The following is a 19,291-nucleotide window of genomic DNA, read 5'->3' as shown; positions in this document are numbered from 1 at the left end:
GTAAATGTATTGCTAGCTTGCCTTATCTCTCCACATGTTCGCTTCGCCAATGAGCAGGTGTTTCCCCTTCCCAAGCGCGAAATGCACGGTAAAATGAATTCTGGTCTTCATATCCGATCAGGAATGCGATTTCCTTGATATCAAGCGATAAGTCTGCCAAGTACATCCGTGCTTGTTCATGTCTTGCCTGGGTGAGCAGATGTACGAAACTTGTTTTTTCATCCATTAATCTGCGCTGCAAGGTGCGGTTACTCATGCCCAATTCTTTAGCCACCGTATGTACCTCCGGACGTCCGGCACTTAAGCTGCGCTTCATGATCCATTTGACCATGTCCGACACGGAACGATTTACTTTATGTTCATGTAGCGTATGATCCAGTGAGGGGCCCAAAATCTCAAGTAACTCTTCATTGTAGGTGAGAAAAGGAATATCCAGGTCTTGTCGATGAAGCGTCAACCGATTGCCAATAGCATCTGTCCGGATCGGGCAGCCAAAATAAGCTTCGAGAGCTTTTACATCTCCCATCGGCTGGGTAAATTCTACCGCACTTGCAATAAGAGGCCGTCCTGTTCCCTTCCGTCCCAATTCAAGCAGGAATGCTAATGTGATGCCGACTAGTAATGGCGGACAAGTGTGATCGGTGACGATCCACTCGAGATCGATTGTACAACTCTCCCCCGCCTCAACCATCTTTAATTTTTCGGGAGGACAGAGTTGTTTATATCGAGCCATCCGATGCAATGCATCACGGTAATCTCGGGCATGATATGTGGCTAATATCGGCGGCGGATACTTTGTTACTTCATAAACGGTTGCCAGTTTGATGATCCCTTGGGCAATATCGCCTGTGAGGTCGGAGTACGCTTGCCAAATAGCATAATATTGAGCGGTATTCACTGTCGTTTCTGAAATGATCGTAAGCGGTAATCCGGCTTTGCGAGCTACATCATATGAGGCAATCCCTAGCTGCCGCAGCCCTTCCCAGAAGCCTTGCGGCATTTTAATACGGTCGTAGGAATCGGATGACATTCATTTGCACCTCCTTCTGCTGAATGACACACTCGAATAACAAATCTTCCTTGTCTTCGTTGACTCACGAATAATATGATACCCTTAACTTTCTGATATGTAACTAGCACAGGGTGACAACAGACTAACGAATTACGCCGTTTTATAAACCATGTCCAGGTCATTGTACGATCCGTCCTTCGAATATACTTCTGAGATACATAAGTCACTCACCCGGTGTGTTGTAACTGCTATGAAGGATGTAATATTCCGACCTGATATACATAAAAAGGACCCGCCTGTATGTGACAGACGAGCCCTTGAGTTGAGCTTTAAAAGGAATATTTTTTCACCTTTTTAATGTGCCCGATAAAATTTGATAAAAACGTTCCCTATCAACTTCTCGGGAAATCTCCACGTTTCCATTAGGAGCTGCTCTAAACGAAGTCCCTCCCATCAAAGTCTCCTCCTGGGTTTCCACATGGACAAAACCTTTCTCGAATTGACAAACTTCAGGATAAAATATACTAACGGCCGCGAGTGGGTCATGCAGAGTCAGTTTGTTCGAACTTTTCAGCCACGAATTGCCAAAATCAAATACGGCTTTCATCAACTCCGAATTGGCAAGAAAAAGCTCCCCTGCTCTGGACGCTTCTATAGTCAATCGATCTGTAATTTCCAGTGTGATGGCTCGGTGAGCCGCTATGTTGGAAGCAAAAACAATTTGAGATGCGAGCGGATCAGCCCAGGAGTTCCAATTGTAATAGGCTTCAGGCAATTCTTCATGACCGAAATATCCATTCATCACATAAAGCCCCTTTAACAGGGATGGGGCATCAGGATAGGTGTTAAACAACGTGGCAATATTCGTCATGTTTCCAATGCCGAGTAATATAATTTCATGTGGATTAGACCGAATCATCTCATACATAAATGCAGGTGCATCCGATTTTTCATAGATATGGTGCTCCCAGTTGGACAATGCTGTCGCACCATCCGGGGTTGGATAAACAGGAACTGGCTGCAAAGTTGTATCCGATCCGGCAATAATCGGAATATTCCGCCTAACCGTTTTACAAATGGCACTTGCAATGGCCGCCCGCTTTTCCGGTTCTCCACACACGGTTGTAATGCCAACTAAGTTACACTGTGGTTCCTTTAATAAATATGCCAGACAGATCGCATCATCTATATCCCCGCCAATATCGGTATCAAGCAGTACTTTTTCCATGTATTAATCCTCCTGTATTTAAAATTAGTTATACAAGAGAAAAGTGCAAATCCCCATGCTGCACCTCCAACATTTGATATGCCTCAGTTTATCATAAATCATTAGACAGATATCCAATTGTGTGCACTTGGCTGATGCCCTTTGCAAAATCTGTTGTTCTTATGTTCCTTCCCCTAATCCAGCAAGATAATGTAGAATAAAGAATAGTCATTATGGTTCTTTGCTGCACAGGGGGAAACAATATGTTGAGGGAAAAGTTTTCAAAAGAAAACGCTTCTATTTTTCAGAAGTTGGCGCTTGGTCTTGTTTTGATGTTTGTACTAATCATCCTGATCTTCTGGTGGATTTATCGATTAAACGTAGACGAAATTCAGCGTGAGCTGCAGAAGAATAAACTTGGAGAAGTACGTTTCATGTCCTCCCAGCTGTCTAACCAATTTGAGCAGGTATTAATGAATGCGCTAACATTATCCGAGGATCAGTCGGTTAGAGGGTATACGTATGCCCTCACTTACGGGAATGATTTTGCTAAATACAAAGCCAAGCTGGAGCTGATGGAGAAACTGGCCCTTAACAGTGCTTCAACCGCATGGAACAATACAATCATTTTGTATTATCCGGATGAGAAGGCTACCGTATCTTCGGATCGTGATTTTTCATTTCAGCCGTTCGTCATGTCCAAAGATCCGCTGGATAAATGGATGTTACATATGAACAAGGATGGTACGGGGTATTACTCGCATCTAACCAAGGGACATCGAGGTCCGATGTACATTGAGATCCGAATATCACTCGAAGTGTTGCAGAAAATGATGTCTGAATATACTTCCGGGACACCAATGCTGTATGATTCGCATTTTAAAACAGCAATCCGGGGAGCACGCTCCCCACAACTTGCCGAAGCTGACGCAAAGGTTATTCCACAGATCAGAGATGATAGCGGTTTCTTCGAAATTGCATTTCAGGATCAAAATTATTTCATCAGTTATATGAAAGCAAGTATTCTCGATCTGTACTTTATTGATTACCATCTCACGAATCAGTTGCAGCAGTCTATCTCACGTAACAATACGTTGTTTGTGTTGGCCCTCGTGGCGATGCTTCTGCTCTCTCTACTGTACACGCTGGCGCTGCGGAATCAGATCCAACAACCGGTTATTCGTCTGCGCAAAGCGATTGATCGTTTTGACCGGGGAGATTTCTCAAGTCGGGTTGATGAAACAAAGACTCTCGAATTTCGAATATTAGGTCGATCGTTTAACCGGATGGCCGAGAATACCCAGACATTAATAGAGCAGGTGCTGCTTGGAGAGCTTTCGGTCAAAGAGGCCCGGTTGAGGCAGTATCAAGCCCAGATTAATCCACATTTTCTATACAACTGTCTCAACTATATTCAGAGTAAATCCAGTGTAAAGGACTATGAATCTGTAACCGCCATGACCCTGGAACTAGCTGCCTATTGCCGCTACATTCACCGCATTGAAGATATGGATACCACGCTTGGTGAAGAGCTTCGGTTTGTGAATCATTACATGTCTATCATACATATGCGAAAAAAAAGTATTACCTGTGAGATCCATGTGCCAAAGCAGCTTCTATCCATACGGATCCCTCGTATGATCCTGCAACCGCTCGTTGAAAATGGAGTCAAACACGGGATAGAGCCTTCGATGGGTCCCGGAAAAATTACAATTCGGGCAGAGCAGGATCAGGATTCCATACGTATCACAGTTGCAGACAATGGCGTAGGCATGCCTGCAGAACGGCTTGCACTCATCAGTGAACATATGGATGAATTAACGCGTCCAGAAGAACAGATTGGAACAGGAGTTCGAAATGTAAATCAGCGAATCAGGCTTACATATGGCAAACGGTCGGGCTTGTCCATTCAATCCGGCTTATACGAAGGGACCTCGTGCATCATTACTATACATAAGGAGGATATTGCAGATGCATCAGATTCTGTTAGTTGACGATGAATCCTATGTGATTGACGATCTAGAGATCTCATTCCCGTGGGATCAATACCGTATTGAGCGTATTCACAAAGCATACTCCGGCATGCAGGCATTATCTATTATGGAGGAACAAACGGTAGACATGGTGATCACCGATATTTCCATGCCTGTCATGAACGGACTTGAACTGATCCGGCAGATCAAGGCGATAAAGCCCAATCTGCCCTGCATTTTGCTTACGGGTTATGCCGAGTTTGAGTATGCTAAAGAAGCGACGAAATATGGTGTTGTCGAGTATTTATTGAAACCGCTGGATGTCGAAAAACTGGCATCCTGTCTGGAACAAACAGTGCTGTCCATTGAAGAGCAAATTCGTAAGGCCTTGTCCTATGAACAAGCCCTGAACTCCTTTCATGAGCACCTGCCTTCGCTGAAGGACAGGTTACTGAATCAACTGATTGAAGGTAACCACTATGCAGAAGATATTCTGAACGACAAGTTGCAACATTATCATCTCCCCTTCCATGCCCAAGATGAAGTACAGCTTGTTCTGGTGCGGCTGGAAGAGCATTTCACCAAGTATACGACGACCAGTTTGCAATTGTTTGAATACGCTGTGACCAACATTGCATGTGAGTTATTCAATACGGCTTTTTATACCTGGCACTGTAGGGATCATTTCGATTATCTGGTCTTTTTATTAAAGTCTGCTGGACCTGACAACAACGAATTGCATACTTCACCAGAGACGAATCACAGTGAGCAACCCATGAAGCAAAATCAGGATCTCACCCATCTTTCCTTGCAATTGCATCACAATGTTAATGAATACCTGAAAGGTGGAATTTCGGTTATTCTTAGCCATGGAGGTAGACTCCAGCAAGATATTCGTGACATGTATGAGCAAGCCCTATCGGCTCTCAAAAAGCAGGTAGGTAACGGCACGGGATACTTCCTTTCCCTTGAGGAAAGTTATCGCCCCGTATCCATTCGTTCTTTGCATATATTATATGAACCCCCAACCTTCAATCATTTACTTGAAACAGGACAATGGGAAGTATTCAAAGAACGTCTACACCGAATTAAGATCGGATATAGTGCGCTACCTGAACAAACCGAAGAACATCTGGACGAGATTCAGATTGTATTGTTATCGGCCTTTCATTACATTGCCCACAAAAATCAAGCGCTGTTGTCCGATCTGGTCGGAAACGAGTGGGTTCCACGTGTGCCTTTTCGATCAGTATCCCAACTTACAGATTGGGCTGATAACATACTTGATAGTCTGCGTCTAAAGCTGGAAGAACAGTCATTTGATGAGCAACATGACGTCATTCATCAGATCAAGACGTTTGTTTCGGCGAACTTGCATTCCCTCAGTCTTCAATCGATCGCAGATCATGTATCCTTGCACCCGGTGTACGTCTCCAAGCTGTTTAAACAACTTCAAGGCATCAGTTTGAGTGAGTATATTTTAAGTGTGAAAATGGATCTTGCACTCTACCTACTAAACCATTCGCAGGATAAGGTATATGAGATCTCAGAAAAACTGGGGTATGCCAACTCCCAATATTTCATCAAGGTGTTCCGTGATAAATTTGGGATGACACCGCAGGAATATCGGGAGCAGTAAAGCAGCGTACCATGAGAAAGTTAACGTAAAACAAAGTAAAAAACCGCGCTTCATGTACAAAGGTAAAGGAAACCACTTGTACATGAAGTGCGGTTCGTTTTTTTATTTTATCGTATCATACCATGCGTTGACTTCTTCGGTAATCTGTTTGCCTCCAGAAGACATGTACTGCTGCGCAAAAGTATCAAATTCATCAATCGGCGCTTGACCATAAATGATTTTGTTCAATACTTCTTTTTCCAGCTTGGTCAGCAAATCGCCTCTGGCAACCTGTGTTTTCGTTGGAACACCCGTGAACATTTGAGGCATTACAATATCTTTTTGATCAATAACAATTTTGGCTGCTTTAATCTGTTCAGGGATTCGGTCCGCCAGGTTTTTCTCATACTGAGTGGTCGGCTCTTTACCATTCGCAAGATCAGCTAGCGTATTCATCATGAGGTTAGGAATGATCGCTCCATCAAACGTAAGTGTATAACGGATCGCATCGATCCAGCCGCCCGGAATTTTATCGCTTTGCTGCTCTTTGTATACCTCGCCGTCAGGACCGATATCATAATCATAGCCTTTGGCAAACCCGTGTACGAATGTTGTACTTTCCGGATTAGCCCAGTGATCAAACAGATAGTTCTGATATACAAAGAATGCGTCTTTGTGTTCCATATCCTTATTGATCAGAACAGCACCCGTACTGATTGGTGTTCCGTGCCGTCCCATTTTACCGCCAGGACCAGCAGGAAGTGGATATGCTTTATATTCAGCACCTGGCACATTTTGCTGCAGATCCGGGATTGGCCAGCCTGTCATCCAGTATGGACCAACGATAATACCAGACTTCCCTGCAGTGAATGCTTCAGCGGCTTTGGGCTCATCATACAGCCCTGCTTCTTTATCAATGTAACCTTTCTCCATCCACTCTTTCATCTTCTCCAGTGCCGGTTTCATCTCAGGTTGGATAGAGCCGTATGCAAGTGAACCGTCTGCTGCTTTATTCCACTGATTCGGCATCGCCCCAAACATGCCAAAGATCCAGCCGGAGTCTGCCATCCACGTGTTCAAATTGTTTTTGAACCCTACAGAGAGAGCAACGGTATCTTTCTTCCCGTTTCCATCCGGGTCCTGATTGACGAAGGCTTCCATCACCGTTTCTAATTCATCTAATGTTGTTGGTGCTTTCAGATTCAACTTCTTAAGCCAGTCTTCACGAATGTACATCACTGGATCATTATTGTAAGCGTTCTCCAGAATGGGGATTGCCATTCGTTTACCATCACGGATGTAGGGATTCCACACATTCGGATCTTCCGCCATCGCTTTTTTATACGTATCCGAAGCATATTTATCGAATAGTTCTCCTGCATCCACGAATTGACCCGATTCAATTAAATCACTGATTAATGTTTGACTACCGCGGAAAGAGATAATATCCGGCATTTTCTGGCCTGATGTGAGCATCAGACGAAGTTTGGTCTGGTAAGCATTATTTTGTTCACTGACCGTCCATAAGTATTTAATGTCGATCCCCAGTGTATCGTGAGCCCACTTCGTATGAACGTTATTTTCAATATTTTCTCCATTTTTGAATTTCAAGCTGCTGGTGATCGGGAATACCGTGGAAATGGTAACCGGTTCAACATATTTACCATTTTCAAACGGTGCGGAATAAAATTCATTACTGTCGTTAGGATTTTTCTCGGATGTAGAATCGTTGCTGCACGCTGCGAGTACACCAGATAACATTGTAGCAGCCATCAACATGCGAAGCGGCTTTTTCCATGTTTTAAACACGTTGTCTCCCCCATATCATATAAAAATTTAGTTAAACCAGAATTGGTCTTACTCTTTAACAGCACCAAGTACAATCCCTTTAACAAAAAAGCGTTGCAGTAAGGGGTATACAACCAAAATCGGCGCCATGCCAATGAAAATCTGAGCCGCCTTGATCGTCCGTTGGGAGATGTTCTCCAGGTCTTCGGGACGCACGGAAACTTTACTGAAATCCTGCTGTACGATGATCGTCTGCAGGAAGGTGGCGAGAGGATACTTTTCGTGATCTGTCAGGAAAATCAAACCATCGAACCAGGCGTTCCAGTGCCCCACCATGGAGAACAGGGATAGTGTAGCGATGGCTGGCATCGACACAGGTAAAAAGACGGAAATCAATGTTCGAAAGTAACCCGCACCATCAATAAAAGCTGCTTCTTCCAGCTCTTTAGGCACATTGCGGAAGAAATTTAACAACAGGATCATATTCCAGACAGATACTGCTCCGGGAAGAATAAGTACCCAAATCGTATTGAGCAAATTAAGCTTCTGAATAAGAATGTAGAATGGAATTAAGCCTCCACTGAATAGCATCGTAAACACAAAATACCAGGTATAGATGTTACGACGTTTAAAGCTTCGATTTTCGCGAGATAACGGATACGCTGCCAGAATAACAACAATCATACTGAGAAGTGTGCCCAGCACGGTTCGCTGTACAGCAACCCACAGGGAACGGATAAAGTTTTCATTAGCCAATGTTTTCTCATAAGCATCAAAAGTAAATTCAACCGGAAAGAGTCCGACCAGATTGGCATTGGCAGCTGCCTTACCGCTGAAGGAGACCGCGAGAATGTGGATCAACGGGATAATACAGAGTAACGATAACAAAATTAAGAACGTATAGTTAAACACGGTGAAAACTTTGTAGGGTTTTGTTTTATGATACATGCCGTGAGGTCTCCTTTCTAGAAAATACGGTAATTCGCAAATTTATAAGCTGCACGGTATGCGAGCACAATCAGAACGAATCCGACAACCGATTTGAAGAGCCCAACTGCAGCCGAGAATCCAAACTTTCCATCGATGAGACCTACCCGATACACAAAGGTATCAATGATATCACCCTTATCGTAAACGAGCGGATTATATAGGTTGAAAATCTGGTCGAATCCTCCGTTCAAAATGTTTCCAAGGGACAACGTTCCTACGACAATCATGATGGGAATGAGAGCAGGAATCGTAATGGACCAGGTCTGTTGCCAACGGCTCGCTCCATCCACTTCAGCAGCTTCATATAGTGCCGGATTAATGCCTGCCAGCGAGGCGAGAAAAATGATTGCGCCGAACCCGAATTCTTTCCAGATATCACTGGTGACCACAACGATTCTAAACCAGGTACCTTCTCCGAGGAAAAAGATAGGTTCAAGACCAAACACGGCCCCAAGAAACTGATTGATCATGCCTTTTGTTGCCAGCATGTCCAGCAAAATTCCGCCTAGAATGACCCATGACAGAAAGTGCGGCAGATAAACGAAGGTTTGTATACTCTTCTTGAACGTTTCCTTCCGTACTTCGTTGAGGAGTAATGCAAAGATCAATGGTGCAATCAGACCTCCAATCAGTTTCATTCCCGCAATAATTAACGTGTTCCAGATTACCTGCACATTCTCCGGCATGCTGAACAGAAATTGAAAATGTTCCAGGCCGATCCAAGAAGACTTGGCAAACCCGAGCCAGGGTTTGTAATCCTGAAAAGCGATAACCAATCCGCCCATCGGTATGTACGCAAATATGAACGTCAAGATGACTGCTGGCAGTAGCATAAGATCCAGTGCCAGTGTTCGCTTAAAGCCTTTTTTGCGTTTGGTGCGCCGGGGACTCGGACGAATCACATCGGCTTGCGTGGGTGTGGTGGCTTTTGCATTACTCATTCGTGTGCTACCCTTCTTTCTCTATGTTCTGCAGAGATAAGCATCATACTCTGTTGTATCTCCGTACATTTAGTATAGATTCGCAACTTCCAAGTCAACATGATAAAACGATAGCTTCGATAACAAATTGTTAATATGACACGTTCGTTGAACGAAAATAACCCTCATACAATGGATTTTCACTCCACAAGTATGAGGGTTTTGATTTTACAGGTATTATTCACCGAAAATGACTTCACATGCTTTATTTATGAAGTGACCTCCGCCACCTACTGGAACGACGATCGTATCAATATCTTGGTTTTGTTCTAAAATTTCAATGCCTATCGTCCCTTGTCCACCATAAATATCCGGATCATCGTAGTAAGGATCGATATACGTTAAATGATGTTCATGAATGTATTTCATGCCGAGCATATGAGCCTCGTCAAAATCTTTACCTAATTTCATCACTTCTGCCCCCAAAATCGTTCATTTTATCAATCTTTCTTTGGGCTGTCGTTTCGGGAACAATTACCTTGACGTTATGAATTCCGAGAATAGAAGCCGCGTAGCTCACAGCACTACCGTGGTTACCTGAAGAAATGGCGGCAACGCCTTTGTTTTTTCTTCCTCGGATAGCGTCATCATTTTGTTTAATGCGCCTCGGATTTTAAAGGTCTTTGCTCGTTGAAAGGACTCCAGTTTGAAAAAGTATCTTCTATTCAGATCGCCTTGATAGAACGACTCTTCAAGTGGTGTTGGCTTCAGATGTTTCTTGATGCGATCATATGCTTGAAACACATGTTCATAGTTAAAAGTCATTTCAAATTTTCCCTTCCAAGTCAATTTTAATGCCTAGATTTCGCTCCTCAGCATTCTGTAACGCCATTTTTGCTGCATATATATCCAGAATCGCCATACCTGTCGCATCAAATATGGTGATTTGTTGGTTTGATGTTCTTCCCTCTATTTTCCCTAAAATCAAATCGCCGATCTCACCGCATATATGGCTTTCTGTAATCTTGCCTTCTTTTAGCGGTATTTCAATCTCGCCCACATGTATACAGTGTTCTCGATCATCTACATACAAACGTGCTTGTGATATCAGCTTGGAGTCAACCTCCTGTTTCCCCGCCATATCTGCACCGATGCAAGAAAGATGTGTACCTTCTTTTACCCATTCCCTCTTAATGATCGGCGTTCTGGATGATGTGACGGTGATGATAATATCACTGTTTTTTACAGCTTCTTCTAACGATTCTGCTACTTCAAACGTAACGTTCTCTATGTTCGTACAAAATTCAGATTGAAGTCGGTGTGGTAAGGTGTTTACAAAAGATATCAGCTTTTCTTGGTCCCTGGCGGCAACACAAACCGTTTTCAAGTTCGGAAGCACAGACAAGGCACAAGCGATTTGGAAGATCGCCTGATTGCCAGAGCCTACGACAAGGAGAGTTTCAGAGTCCGTTCTAGCCAAGTATTTTGCTCCGATTGCTCCCGAAGCACCTGTACGTATGCCCGTAATAAAGGATGCCTCGGTTATTCCGAAGGGTCTGCCTGTTTCGGCATCAAATACGTTTATGAGCCCCGTCAACGTGGGAAGCTGCTTCGCTTCATTCTCGGCAAACCATGTGATCGTTTTATGTCCAAATACCTTATCACTCTTCAGGTATCCTGATTTGATATCCATATCTGCCTTGCCTGGAACAAAATCGTAGAAGATTGTCGGCCAAGTCTCCGTGTTATGTTCACTCCTAGCCTTGTATACTGTTTCTACTAGGTGTATCACCTGCGGTACATTCAATCCTTGTCTGACATCGTTATCACTTAAAAATCGCACCTGGTATGCCTCCTTCTTTATCAAAAAAAGCATTGAATCTCATCCCTCCTACATTATGTAGGCCCTAGTGGGGAGTGAGACTCAATGCTTATCATCGTTTTTACCCGGGGATAAAAACAAGCATGATATAAAATTTGTAGCTTTATTTTAGCTGAACTTTGTTGAGAATACAACGATTATTCAGTTAGGCAACCGTGAGACATAGGAATGCGGGACTTGGTGAGTGAAAGGAAAGGTGTTGAAGTACACGGGTAACATCTGTTTGGCTTAAAATCATTCCTCGCAACTGTTTCGCCTTCGGTTTCCCATGGGTTTACATAACTTTAACTATGGTGATAATTCATCATATATTCTGGTTGAAGTCGAACGTATATATTATCCTTTACGCCGGGCTGTCCTTTCGATTGCATCAACAACTGTTTCGAACAGTTGCTTGGGAAGATCATGCCCCATTCCTTCAAGTAACATCAATTCTGCATCATTGATAGCTTCCGCCGTATCTCTACCGCAAGCGGGAACAAACATCGGATCCTCCACACCATGAATCACTAAGGCTGGAACCTTAACTTTTGCCAGTCGCGTCCGTCGATCACCTGAAACCGCAATTGCAGCAATCTGTCGCCCGACACTGCCCGGATCATAAGCTCGCTGTATTTCCTCTCGAATGAGCGAACGATACTCGTCTTCCTCAAACGCGTGACCTGTACCGGCAATACGTTTGGCAAAAGCTACGCTTTGGGCCAAATGTCCCCCTTCATCCTCCATCGGATTCGGTGCTGGCCGAGTCATTAACGCCATGACTTCCGGGGATGTCGGTGGAAGCTCGGGATTGCCTGTAGTTGACATAATAGAAGTAAGCGAGAGGACACGCTCAGAATATTGGCTGGCCACAAGCTGCGCAATCATACCACCCATCGAACGTCCAACAATATGGGCTTTTGATATTCCCAGGGCATCTAACAATCCAATCGTATCGTCAGCCATATCATCAAGAGTATATGGAAGATCAGGGAGTTTTCCCGACATGAGTGTATTGGCAAGTGCTTCGAAATCTAATGTTGCATGATTGCTAAAATGTGTAGATAAACCCGTATCTCGATTATCAAAACGAATCACTCGAAATCCTCGTGCAGCTAACATCTCACAGAATGGAACCGTCCAACGAATCATCTGTGTGCCAAGCCCTGCAATTAATAGAATGGCTTCATTCTTTTCGCTGCCATAACTGTCATAGGCAATATCAATATCGTTTACTTTTAACACTTTCATTATGATATGCTCCTCTATTCCTGCGTGAATGCATTACTGGCCAAAAACTTAATATAGTCTCTTATATCGGGTGTCCAATCATTGATCGATTCGTAAAAACGATTTTCATTCGCGGCATACAGTGCTCTCAAAGCCTCTTCGTATTGAGGGAAATCCCCCGCCATTGCTGTCATGAAATGATACGTTATTTCCTGCGCCGCACGAACTTTATTTCCGTTCTCCCCTGAACGGCGAGCCTCATCAATCAGTTTTCGCAGGGTTACCGAAGCGCCTCCGGGTTGAGCTTTAAGCCAGTCCCATTGCCTGGGCAGCAAAGTGACTTCACCAGATACTACGCCTAGTTTGGGGCGGCCGGCTCTGCGAACGGGTTGTTCATTCTCTTTCGTATCCGTTAAACATCCAGGCTTACTGTTTAGGCGGTTCAATACATCCTCTAGGCTTCCTCGAAAATCAATATCTATCGGTTTCCCAGTAAAATCGTCAAAAATAAGCAATTCAACAATTTCATTCTCTTCCAAGTTTTCTTTTACGACTTTAACAACGTCTTGTAATGTGCCTTTAGCGAAATGTTTTCTGCCTACAAAAGCAGTGCAGTTCATTTGGGTAGATGAATCATGCATGTTAACCCTCCTTTAATGATCTTCTATATGAATTATACCCGGGTAAAAATATAAAATCAATATTACCCGGGTATAATTCATATATCTGTACTTGGTCTTTTTTACATGAAAAAATCCCCTCACAGCAAAAGAGTGACTATTTCACTGACTGCCGTAGGAGAGCATATTGCATATATAAAATATAGTACTGTTAAAATTCCAATATAAATGTAAAATGACTGCCGGCAAATAACGCCGACAGTCATCCTTTCAGTCCGTAGTATTCTTCTCTTCATATTCGCTTGATATTTCTTTGAGCGATCTGATTTTACCATGAGGGTGCTGTTCTTGCTTACGTGACTTCCAAGCAGCTTCCTGCCTTTTCTTCTGGCGAGCCATATAAGATCTCCTCCTCAGGAAATGAGAATGGTACTACTTCTGTAGGATGTCATGAACAAGTCACTTTCATTCATACCAAGCTGTATTCTCTGCCTAGGATCAGGCTGTTATCTGTCATACATGAAAACTTCTCTTGTTACATTAATTAGGATTGATTTAGCCATTCTGCCTCCAATGCATCCCAGTTAGGCTTAGGTACATCCTACCTTGACCTACATTCAGCAAAGGCTTCTTTATGAACATCCCACGGTCTGCAAACTGTGCAATGCACTCGAACATGAACCCACAGAATCTGAAAACAACTTCATCTCTGATGCAGTATTAGCCGCTGATATTAAACCTGGGCACCCCTTTTCAGTACGATCTTTTCAACAGAATAAGGTTTTACTTACAGGCGCCACTGGCTTCTTAGGTGCATATCTTGTGAGGGAATTGATTCAAACTAATCCTCATATTCAAATATATTGTTTAGTTCGTGCTAGAGACGAAAGACACGCTTTGAAGCGCATTCAAGTCAGCATGGACAAGTATCAGCTCTGGGAGCTGTACGAAAACATGCCGAAGTACGACTCTTCCAATACACAAAATGCTCTGGGTCCTTTAGGGATTCATTTTCCGGAAATCAACACCAGTTTGATGAAACGTTATTTTAATTATATGAAAAATGTCGGATACCTGGAAAAATGCTAGAAAAGGAAAATGCACGATTGTTGGAAAGACTTAAACTGCACTCCTGTAGTTTAATGGTTTTGAAACGAAGGAGTGCAGTTTAGATTCGCGGCTGATGCTATCCCGCAGCAATTGAACCTGACGTAATCAGTTGTAAAAAATGAGGGAAATCTTCGGCCACTTTTGTAACCTCTTCAAATTCAGGTTCTTCCCCGTGTACAACTGCACCAGTTTCATTGGATAGATCAATGGCATAAAAGGAATAACCATCATGAACCGACATCATAATCGGCAGATACTGATCCCACCAACTCGTGATTTCGGATTTCCACACATCATCGTTTGCAGCTGCTTCCAGGCTGATTAATTCATATTCATTCCAGTGGAATTCCGAAATGGAACTGTTATTGTAGTCAGCTTCGCACAGGAACCAGGTCTGCTCGCTAGATGTCATGCATTGGCTGACCAAACGCAAGAATGAGGCATACTCGGCGGGAATAATCTTGTATCTGGCGATCCATTGTTGATTCAGCTGGAGTTCAGGTTCTGACTTCAGGGTTATCATCCAACCGCTTAGCTCAGCCCATGTTATAAAATCCAGAACGACTTTATCCATACCGCACCTTCTCTCTAAGAAGATTACTTCCGTGCAATCCAGCGCTGCAGCACCGGGTCAAACATCATCTTTAAAATAGAAATGTTCGTGATGGATTGAATCCATTCCTGCCAGCTTACCCGTTTTTTTGTGGTAAAAGGCAAAGTTATGATTCAGCGGCAATCGCAGCAATTGATAATTGTGATCTCGGGGTAAAGAATGGATTTCTTTCACGGCCTCCTCCCTCGTGCTGTACATGCCGATGGGAAAAAAGTTAGGAAAGTGTGCAGAGACATCTGTTGCGAATATTCCCCAAACGAATTCAGTCAATGGATTTCATCTCTTTTCTGTAAATGATCAGCTGCTGCTTGCTCAATGGCCATTCCTTTCGTGTACCGTTCCATAAATCGGTTGAACCCGTTCACATCAGTAATGTCCGGATCAATCCTCAGTGCTTCGACGTCTTTAAATACTTTCAGATGGAGGAAATCTGTCAAACTTTCGTTTTTCTCCTTACAAACCATATAGGAAGCCAATACGGCTATACCCCATGCACCGCCCTCACCAGCAGTCGGCATGACAGATACGGGAACATTAAGTGCAGCTGCACACATTTTCTGGCCAGCTAAGGGGGTCTTGAATAGTCCGCCATGTGCCAAGATCTGGTCAACCTTTACATTCTCCCTCTGCGTTAAAATGTCCATTCCGAGCCTTAATGTGCCAAACGCACTGAACAGATGCGTCCTCATAAAATTAGCGAGTGTAAAGCGGCTCTCGGGAGAACGAACAAATAACGGACGCCCTTGAGTCATACCGGTAATTTTCTCTCCCGAATAATAACCGTAACTTAGCAAACCGCCGCCATCTGGGTCTGCTTCGAGCGCTTTATTAAACAGAACATGGAACAAGTGACTGACGTTAGCTTTATATCCCAATGCTTCATAAAATTCATGAAAGAGTCTGATCCATGCATTGATATCACTAGTACAATTGTTGGCAAGAACCATACCAACAGGACTTCCATCAGGTGTAGTCAAAATGTCAATCTCGGGGTACATCCCTATATCTTTATCCAGAACAATCATAGCAAAAATAGATGTTCCTGCGGATAGACTGCCGCTACATGTATGGATACTGTTCGTAGCCACCATGCCTGTTCCTGCATCCCCTTCCGGAGGGCAGAACGGAATACCGGCTTGTAGATCGCCAGACGGGTCGATGAGACGTGCACCAGCTTCATGAAGATAGCCTGCATGTTCACCAGCCGAATATACAGAAGGTAAAAGATCTTCTAGTTTCCATGGGTAAACTTTATGCCTAATTAATTCGTTAAACTGCTCGATCATCTCTTCATTGTATCTTCTTGTCGCAGTATTGATCGGGAACATACCGGAGGCATCCCCTACACCGATTGCTTTATTGCCTGTTAGAAGAAAGTGCATGTAACCCGACAACGTTGTCATATAGTTAATGTTCCTTACATGTTCTTCATCGTTTAAGATGGCTTGGTACAGATGCGCAATACTCCAGCGCTCCGGAATTTTATATTGGAATTCCCGGGTTAAAAATTTTGCTGCAGTACTCGTTGTGAGGTTACGCCAAGTACGAAATGGAACTAACAATTCTCCCGTGCTATCCAAAACAAGATATCCTTGCATCATGCCGGATAGTCCGATGGAGCCTATGCTGCTCAGCGTTACTCCATAATGCATCATAACCAGCTGCTTCAGTTGAGCGTACACTTCTTGCAACCCTCGAATCATCTCATTAGGGTGATAGGTCCAGTAATGATTGTTCCATTGATTTTCCCATTCGTAGCTGCTGGAAGCAATGATTTCAAACTTGTTATTGATCAGAACAGCCTTGATCCGGGTTGACCCAAATTCAATGCCAAGCGAGGTTTCTCCGCCGACAATCGTTCGTTTGAGATGTTGATCCATTATGGGCTTTGCACCACCTTTTACTTAAGCTTGGTGTGATAATAACATGTTTACAACACTTTGTATATTGGATAAACTAAGTTTTGTCCATGAGAAGTAATAAAGACATCCCCAATTTTCACCTGCCTAGAATGGATGTAAAACAACATTTTTGGCATATGAAAATAAGACATGTCTCATAAAAATACGATTCTATTTAATTTATGGAACGCTCATGTTTTATATTAGCTACACTTTCAATCTGTTCACTTTATGCTTTAAAGCCGCTTAGTTTCTCTATAGCCCGATGTTCGTCTGACACAAAGAATATATCATTACCATTATTGCTTTCATAGATAAAGTCTTTCAGACTTTTGCTGGAATATCCTGAGTAATCGCCAATGATCGCAATTTTGGTCTGATAATTGATGAACTTTTGCAGTACTTCACCAGCCAGACGTGTTTTTAAATCAAAAAACGCTTCACTAACTTCCGATTTATTAACGATGATCAGATTACAGTCCACTTCATATCTAACGGTTGCCATTAAGTCCAAGGCCGATTGCACATCCGAGATTAGTTTTTCGTTATTTGTAACGTAAGCGATGGACACTCCATTTTTGTTTATTTGTTGAATATTCATGTCTGTTGCTCCCTCATCTCATATCTGTAACTTAGGATCAAAAATCACCTTAATATACGTTAGAGCCTATTCATATACAAGCACCCAGTATCTTGCTTCGGGTTCACCCTCTTCGACAACAGCGTTCCAGCCCTGCTTTTTATAGAACGAGAGCGCCTTATGGTTATCTGAAACACACTTTAACGTGACGGGTGTTCCCAATCTGTATATCGATTGCTGGAGCAACTGTTTACCTACGCCTTTCCCGGCCGCCTGCGGGTGTACGAATAAATTATGAACAAAACGGTCAGGTACATACAATGAAGCAAATCCAAGGATTTGATCACCTGATTCCGCCACAAGAATCTCTTCTTCCGATGTATCCCGGTCAAAATCTTCGAGAGTCATCTCATCGGCATTAGCCCAGTGAAAGCTCTCCTGCCGGGAATGCAAATAAATTTGTCTCAATTGTGCATAGTCTGAAGTTATTGCTTCTCTAATGATCATTCGATGAATCCCCCATCCGTCTGTTTCATCAAGGTTAGTTGTCATTTGGAGCTGGCGTTTACCATTTGTTTAGCCTGTGTACGACCTGCTTGTAACAGATCGTCACTGAGCTTTGAATCACTAACTGCGCGTGCCAAAGCAACAGTTCCTACCATGCTGCTCACTAGCGCATAACCGGCAGAAGTATCGATTCCAGCCAACTTTGTAATAAACGTAATAAAACGCTGTAACTCTCGTGTATAAGCCTGCCGTATCTCCTCCGATAGCTGAGAAATCTCACCTGACAGTGCTGGTAGGATACAACCGACTTCCGTTTGATCTCGATGCAAGGAGCCTAAATAAAAATCAATGACCGCTTCAATTGGAGGTTGATCTTCATTTTTGTTTTTATCAGCAACTTTTTGCAGCATTTCCATGGTGTCACTAATAGCAAAATGGCAGGTCTCCATCACAAGCTGATCTTTGTTCTCAAAATGGGAGTAAAATCCCCCGTGTGTCAGTCCAGCACCTTTCATAATATGTGGAAGACTTATATTCCGCACGCCATGGGTTCGAAATGCTTTAGCCGCACTAGTAATAATATGGTTGCGCACTTTGAGTTTGTGCCCTTTCGGATAAGGCATCTTGCTTCCTCTCCTTTTTGTCTAGGTCTGTATCTATGGATCGTTTTTTAAAATATTATATTTATCATATTATTTAATGTCAATTCATATATCAGCATCTACAGGAGAGGAAGAATGATCATAAATGGAGTCTTGACTCCTTTAAAATATGATGACTATAATATATTACGATCATCATATTTTATTTTGGAGGTAGGCATTATGAATGCATTAGAAGCTGTAGACACCCTGGTCATTGGATCAGGGCCAGGAGGTTACGTGGCCGCATTACGATCCTCACAACTCGGGATGAAAACAGCTGTTGTGGAGCGTCAGCAAATCGGCGGCGTATGTACACATGTAGGCTGTATTCCTTCCAAAGCACTAATTGGCGAAGCGGAGCGTTTTACCATACGCAGACAACGGGGTGCTGTGGACAAAGGTAGTTCCTATAAAGAGGCTCAGACTTTCAAGCAAGCCGTGGTGGATAAGCAGTCTGGAGGGGTTCGGTTTTTGCTCAAAACGGCGGGTGTTACTGTTCTGACAGGTGAAGCAAGCTTGATAGATGCACATACCGCGGCGATTCATCATGCTGAAGATGGTGAGCGCCATATAGTCTTTAAGCACCTCATCCTGGCAACCGGCTCCCGTCCCATTGAAATAAGTGCTCTTCCCTTCGGCGGACGTATTCTTTCATCCACCGAAGCGCTATCACTGCCCGAAATTCCTGAAAGCCTTGTTGTGGTTGGAGGCGGTTAT

At 43.4% G+C, this 19,291-nt stretch carries 21 protein-coding genes; 4 read left to right on the top strand and 17 right to left on the bottom strand.

Annotation, left to right across the window (positions count from 1 at the left end):
* Window positions 1-22 precede the first annotated feature (22 nt).
* Both EC604_RS28445 and EC604_RS28440 read right to left on the bottom strand, forming a co-directional pair.
* A complete protein-coding gene (locus EC604_RS28445) occupies window positions 23-1,030 on the bottom strand; it encodes an AraC family transcriptional regulator (protein WP_123067326.1) in 1,008 nt (335 codons plus the stop codon).
* Between the two features lie 328 nt (window positions 1,031-1,358).
* Entirely contained in the window at window positions 1,359-2,240 is an 882-nt protein-coding gene (locus tag EC604_RS28440; protein WP_123067325.1) for a nucleoside hydrolase, read from the bottom strand.
* Between the two features lie 242 nt (window positions 2,241-2,482).
* Between EC604_RS28440 and EC604_RS28435 the strand changes: the two genes are divergently transcribed.
* Both EC604_RS28435 and EC604_RS28430 read left to right on the top strand, forming a co-directional pair.
* Complete coding sequence (locus tag EC604_RS28435) at window positions 2,483-4,213, top strand: sensor histidine kinase (RefSeq protein WP_161557080.1); 1,731 nt, start codon at window positions 2,483-2,485, stop codon at window positions 4,211-4,213.
* The gene (locus tag EC604_RS28430; protein WP_161557079.1) at window positions 4,191-5,831 is read left to right on the top strand and encodes a response regulator; all 1,641 of its coding nucleotides are present in this window, start codon (window positions 4,191-4,193) and stop codon (window positions 5,829-5,831) included. The genes EC604_RS28435 and EC604_RS28430 overlap by 23 nt, the downstream gene beginning before the upstream one ends.
* A 102-nt stretch (window positions 5,832-5,933) precedes the next feature.
* On the opposite strand, the gene EC604_RS28425 is transcribed toward EC604_RS28430, so the two are convergent.
* The 10 genes from EC604_RS28425 to EC604_RS30705 all read right to left on the bottom strand — a co-directional run bounded on the left by EC604_RS28425 (window position 5,934) and on the right by EC604_RS30705 (window position 13,618).
* Window positions 5,934-7,589 carry an extracellular solute-binding protein gene (locus EC604_RS28425; RefSeq protein WP_123067337.1) on the bottom strand — a complete coding sequence of 552 codons (1,656 nt, stop codon included), beginning with the start codon at window positions 7,587-7,589 and terminating at the stop codon, window positions 5,934-5,936.
* Window positions 7,590-7,667: 78 nt separating this feature from the next.
* Window positions 7,668-8,546, bottom strand: a complete 879-nt coding sequence (locus EC604_RS28420; RefSeq protein ID WP_123067322.1) for a carbohydrate ABC transporter permease — start codon at window positions 8,544-8,546, stop codon at window positions 7,668-7,670.
* A gap of 17 nt (window positions 8,547-8,563) precedes the next feature.
* Window positions 8,564-9,421 (bottom strand): ABC transporter permease, encoded by an 858-nt coding sequence (locus tag EC604_RS28415; RefSeq protein ID WP_240037289.1) that lies wholly within the window; start codon window positions 9,419-9,421, stop codon window positions 8,564-8,566.
* 324 nt (window positions 9,422-9,745) lie between these two features.
* Complete coding sequence (locus EC604_RS30895) at window positions 9,746-9,982, bottom strand: pyridoxal-phosphate dependent enzyme (protein ID WP_275670062.1); 237 nt, start codon at window positions 9,980-9,982, stop codon at window positions 9,746-9,748.
* On the bottom strand, window positions 9,966-10,115 hold the full coding sequence (locus tag EC604_RS30890; protein WP_275670061.1) for a pyridoxal-phosphate dependent enzyme: 150 nt from the start codon (window positions 10,113-10,115) through the stop codon (window positions 9,966-9,968). Before EC604_RS30890 ends, EC604_RS30895 begins: the two co-directional genes overlap by 17 nt.
* Window positions 10,085-10,333 carry a hypothetical protein gene (locus EC604_RS30710; protein ID WP_240037281.1) on the bottom strand — a complete coding sequence of 83 codons (249 nt, stop codon included), beginning with the start codon at window positions 10,331-10,333 and terminating at the stop codon, window positions 10,085-10,087. The genes EC604_RS30890 and EC604_RS30710 overlap by 31 nt, the downstream gene beginning before the upstream one ends.
* Window position 10,334: 1 nt before the next feature.
* Window positions 10,335-11,351: an ornithine cyclodeaminase family protein gene (locus EC604_RS28405; protein ID WP_205127961.1), complete on the bottom strand. Its 1,017-nt coding sequence runs from the start codon at window positions 11,349-11,351 to the stop codon at window positions 10,335-10,337.
* A 375-nt stretch (window positions 11,352-11,726) separates the two neighbouring features.
* Window positions 11,727-12,620 (bottom strand): alpha/beta fold hydrolase, encoded by an 894-nt coding sequence (locus tag EC604_RS28400; RefSeq protein ID WP_123067319.1) that lies wholly within the window; start codon window positions 12,618-12,620, stop codon window positions 11,727-11,729.
* Window positions 12,621-12,634: 14 nt separating this feature from the next.
* Complete coding sequence (locus EC604_RS28395; RefSeq protein WP_123067318.1) at window positions 12,635-13,240, bottom strand: DUF2239 family protein; 606 nt, start codon at window positions 13,238-13,240, stop codon at window positions 12,635-12,637.
* A gap of 249 nt (window positions 13,241-13,489) precedes the next feature.
* Window positions 13,490-13,618, bottom strand: a complete 129-nt coding sequence (locus tag EC604_RS30705) for a DUF6254 family protein (RefSeq protein ID WP_222128654.1) — start codon at window positions 13,616-13,618, stop codon at window positions 13,490-13,492.
* Between the two features lie 207 nt (window positions 13,619-13,825).
* Between EC604_RS30705 and EC604_RS28390 the strand changes: the two genes are divergently transcribed.
* Window positions 13,826-14,308 carry an SDR family oxidoreductase gene (locus tag EC604_RS28390; protein WP_123067317.1) on the top strand — a complete coding sequence of 161 codons (483 nt, stop codon included), beginning with the start codon at window positions 13,826-13,828 and terminating at the stop codon, window positions 14,306-14,308.
* Window positions 14,309-14,405: 97 nt separating this feature from the next.
* Here the strand turns inward: EC604_RS28390 and EC604_RS28385 are convergent, their stop codons facing one another.
* The 5 genes from EC604_RS28385 to EC604_RS28360 all read right to left on the bottom strand — a co-directional run bounded on the left by EC604_RS28385 (window position 14,406) and on the right by EC604_RS28360 (window position 18,553).
* On the bottom strand, window positions 14,406-14,903 hold the full coding sequence (locus tag EC604_RS28385) for an SMI1/KNR4 family protein (RefSeq protein WP_123067316.1): 498 nt from the start codon (window positions 14,901-14,903) through the stop codon (window positions 14,406-14,408).
* Window positions 14,904-15,208: 305 nt separating this feature from the next.
* Window positions 15,209-16,822, bottom strand: a complete 1,614-nt coding sequence (locus EC604_RS28375) for a xylulokinase (RefSeq protein WP_123067314.1) — start codon at window positions 16,820-16,822, stop codon at window positions 15,209-15,211.
* A gap of 250 nt (window positions 16,823-17,072) precedes the next feature.
* The gene (locus EC604_RS28370; protein WP_123067313.1) at window positions 17,073-17,444 is read right to left on the bottom strand and encodes a DUF4180 domain-containing protein; all 372 of its coding nucleotides are present in this window, start codon (window positions 17,442-17,444) and stop codon (window positions 17,073-17,075) included.
* A gap of 66 nt (window positions 17,445-17,510) precedes the next feature.
* Window positions 17,511-17,930 (bottom strand): GNAT family N-acetyltransferase, encoded by a 420-nt coding sequence (locus tag EC604_RS28365; protein WP_123067312.1) that lies wholly within the window; start codon window positions 17,928-17,930, stop codon window positions 17,511-17,513.
* Window positions 17,931-17,971: 41 nt separating this feature from the next.
* Window positions 17,972-18,553 (bottom strand): TetR/AcrR family transcriptional regulator, encoded by a 582-nt coding sequence (locus EC604_RS28360; protein ID WP_123067311.1) that lies wholly within the window; start codon window positions 18,551-18,553, stop codon window positions 17,972-17,974.
* Between the two features lie 201 nt (window positions 18,554-18,754).
* On the opposite strand from EC604_RS28360, the gene EC604_RS28355 reads away from it, so the two are divergent.
* A partial coding sequence (locus tag EC604_RS28355) for an FAD-dependent oxidoreductase (protein WP_123067310.1) occupies window positions 18,755-19,291 on the top strand: 537 nt, incomplete at its 3' end.

This window comes from Paenibacillus amylolyticus (genome assembly GCF_003719335.1).
GTDB lineage: Bacteria > Bacillota > Bacilli > Paenibacillales > Paenibacillaceae > Paenibacillus > Paenibacillus amylolyticus_D.
The sequence above is the reverse complement of the archived record's forward strand: the minus strand, read 5'-3'. Positions and strand labels throughout refer to the sequence as shown.

Bases quoted from the DNA above. Each gene is read 5' to 3' on its own strand.
- EC604_RS28445 (WP_123067326.1), bottom strand. From the start codon at position 1,030: ATGTCATCCGATTCCTACGACCGTATTAAAATGCCGCAAGGCTTCTGG.
- EC604_RS28440 (WP_123067325.1), bottom strand. From the start codon at position 2,240: ATGGAAAAAGTACTGCTTGATACCGATATTGGCGGGGATATAGATGAT.
- EC604_RS28435 (WP_161557080.1), top strand. From the start codon at position 2,483: ATGTTGAGGGAAAAGTTTTCAAAAGAAAACGCTTCTATTTTTCAGAAG.
- EC604_RS28430 (WP_161557079.1), top strand. From the start codon at position 4,191: ATGCATCAGATTCTGTTAGTTGACGATGAATCCTATGTGATTGACGAT.
- EC604_RS28425 (WP_123067337.1), bottom strand. From the start codon at position 7,589: ATGTTGATGGCTGCTACAATGTTATCTGGTGTACTCGCAGCGTGCAGC.
- EC604_RS28420 (WP_123067322.1), bottom strand. From the start codon at position 8,546: ATGTATCATAAAACAAAACCCTACAAAGTTTTCACCGTGTTTAACTAT.
- EC604_RS28415 (WP_240037289.1), bottom strand. From the start codon at position 9,421: ATGCTACTGCCAGCAGTCATCTTGACGTTCATATTTGCGTACATACCG.
- EC604_RS30710 (WP_240037281.1), bottom strand. From the start codon at position 10,333: ATGACTTTTAACTATGAACATGTGTTTCAAGCATATGATCGCATCAAG.
- EC604_RS28400 (WP_123067319.1), bottom strand. From the start codon at position 12,620: ATGAAAGTGTTAAAAGTAAACGATATTGATATTGCCTATGACAGTTAT.
- EC604_RS28395 (WP_123067318.1), bottom strand. From the start codon at position 13,240: ATGCATGATTCATCTACCCAAATGAACTGCACTGCTTTTGTAGGCAGA.
- EC604_RS30705 (WP_222128654.1), bottom strand. From the start codon at position 13,618: ATGGCTCGCCAGAAGAAAAGGCAGGAAGCTGCTTGGAAGTCACGTAAG.
- EC604_RS28385 (WP_123067316.1), bottom strand. From the start codon at position 14,903: ATGGATAAAGTCGTTCTGGATTTTATAACATGGGCTGAGCTAAGCGGT.
- EC604_RS28375 (WP_123067314.1), bottom strand. From the start codon at position 16,822: ATGGATCAACATCTCAAACGAACGATTGTCGGCGGAGAAACCTCGCTT.
- EC604_RS28370 (WP_123067313.1), bottom strand. From the start codon at position 17,444: ATGAATATTCAACAAATAAACAAAAATGGAGTGTCCATCGCTTACGTT.
- EC604_RS28365 (WP_123067312.1), bottom strand. From the start codon at position 17,930: ATGATCATTAGAGAAGCAATAACTTCAGACTATGCACAATTGAGACAA.
- EC604_RS28360 (WP_123067311.1), bottom strand. From the start codon at position 18,553: ATGCCTTATCCGAAAGGGCACAAACTCAAAGTGCGCAACCATATTATT.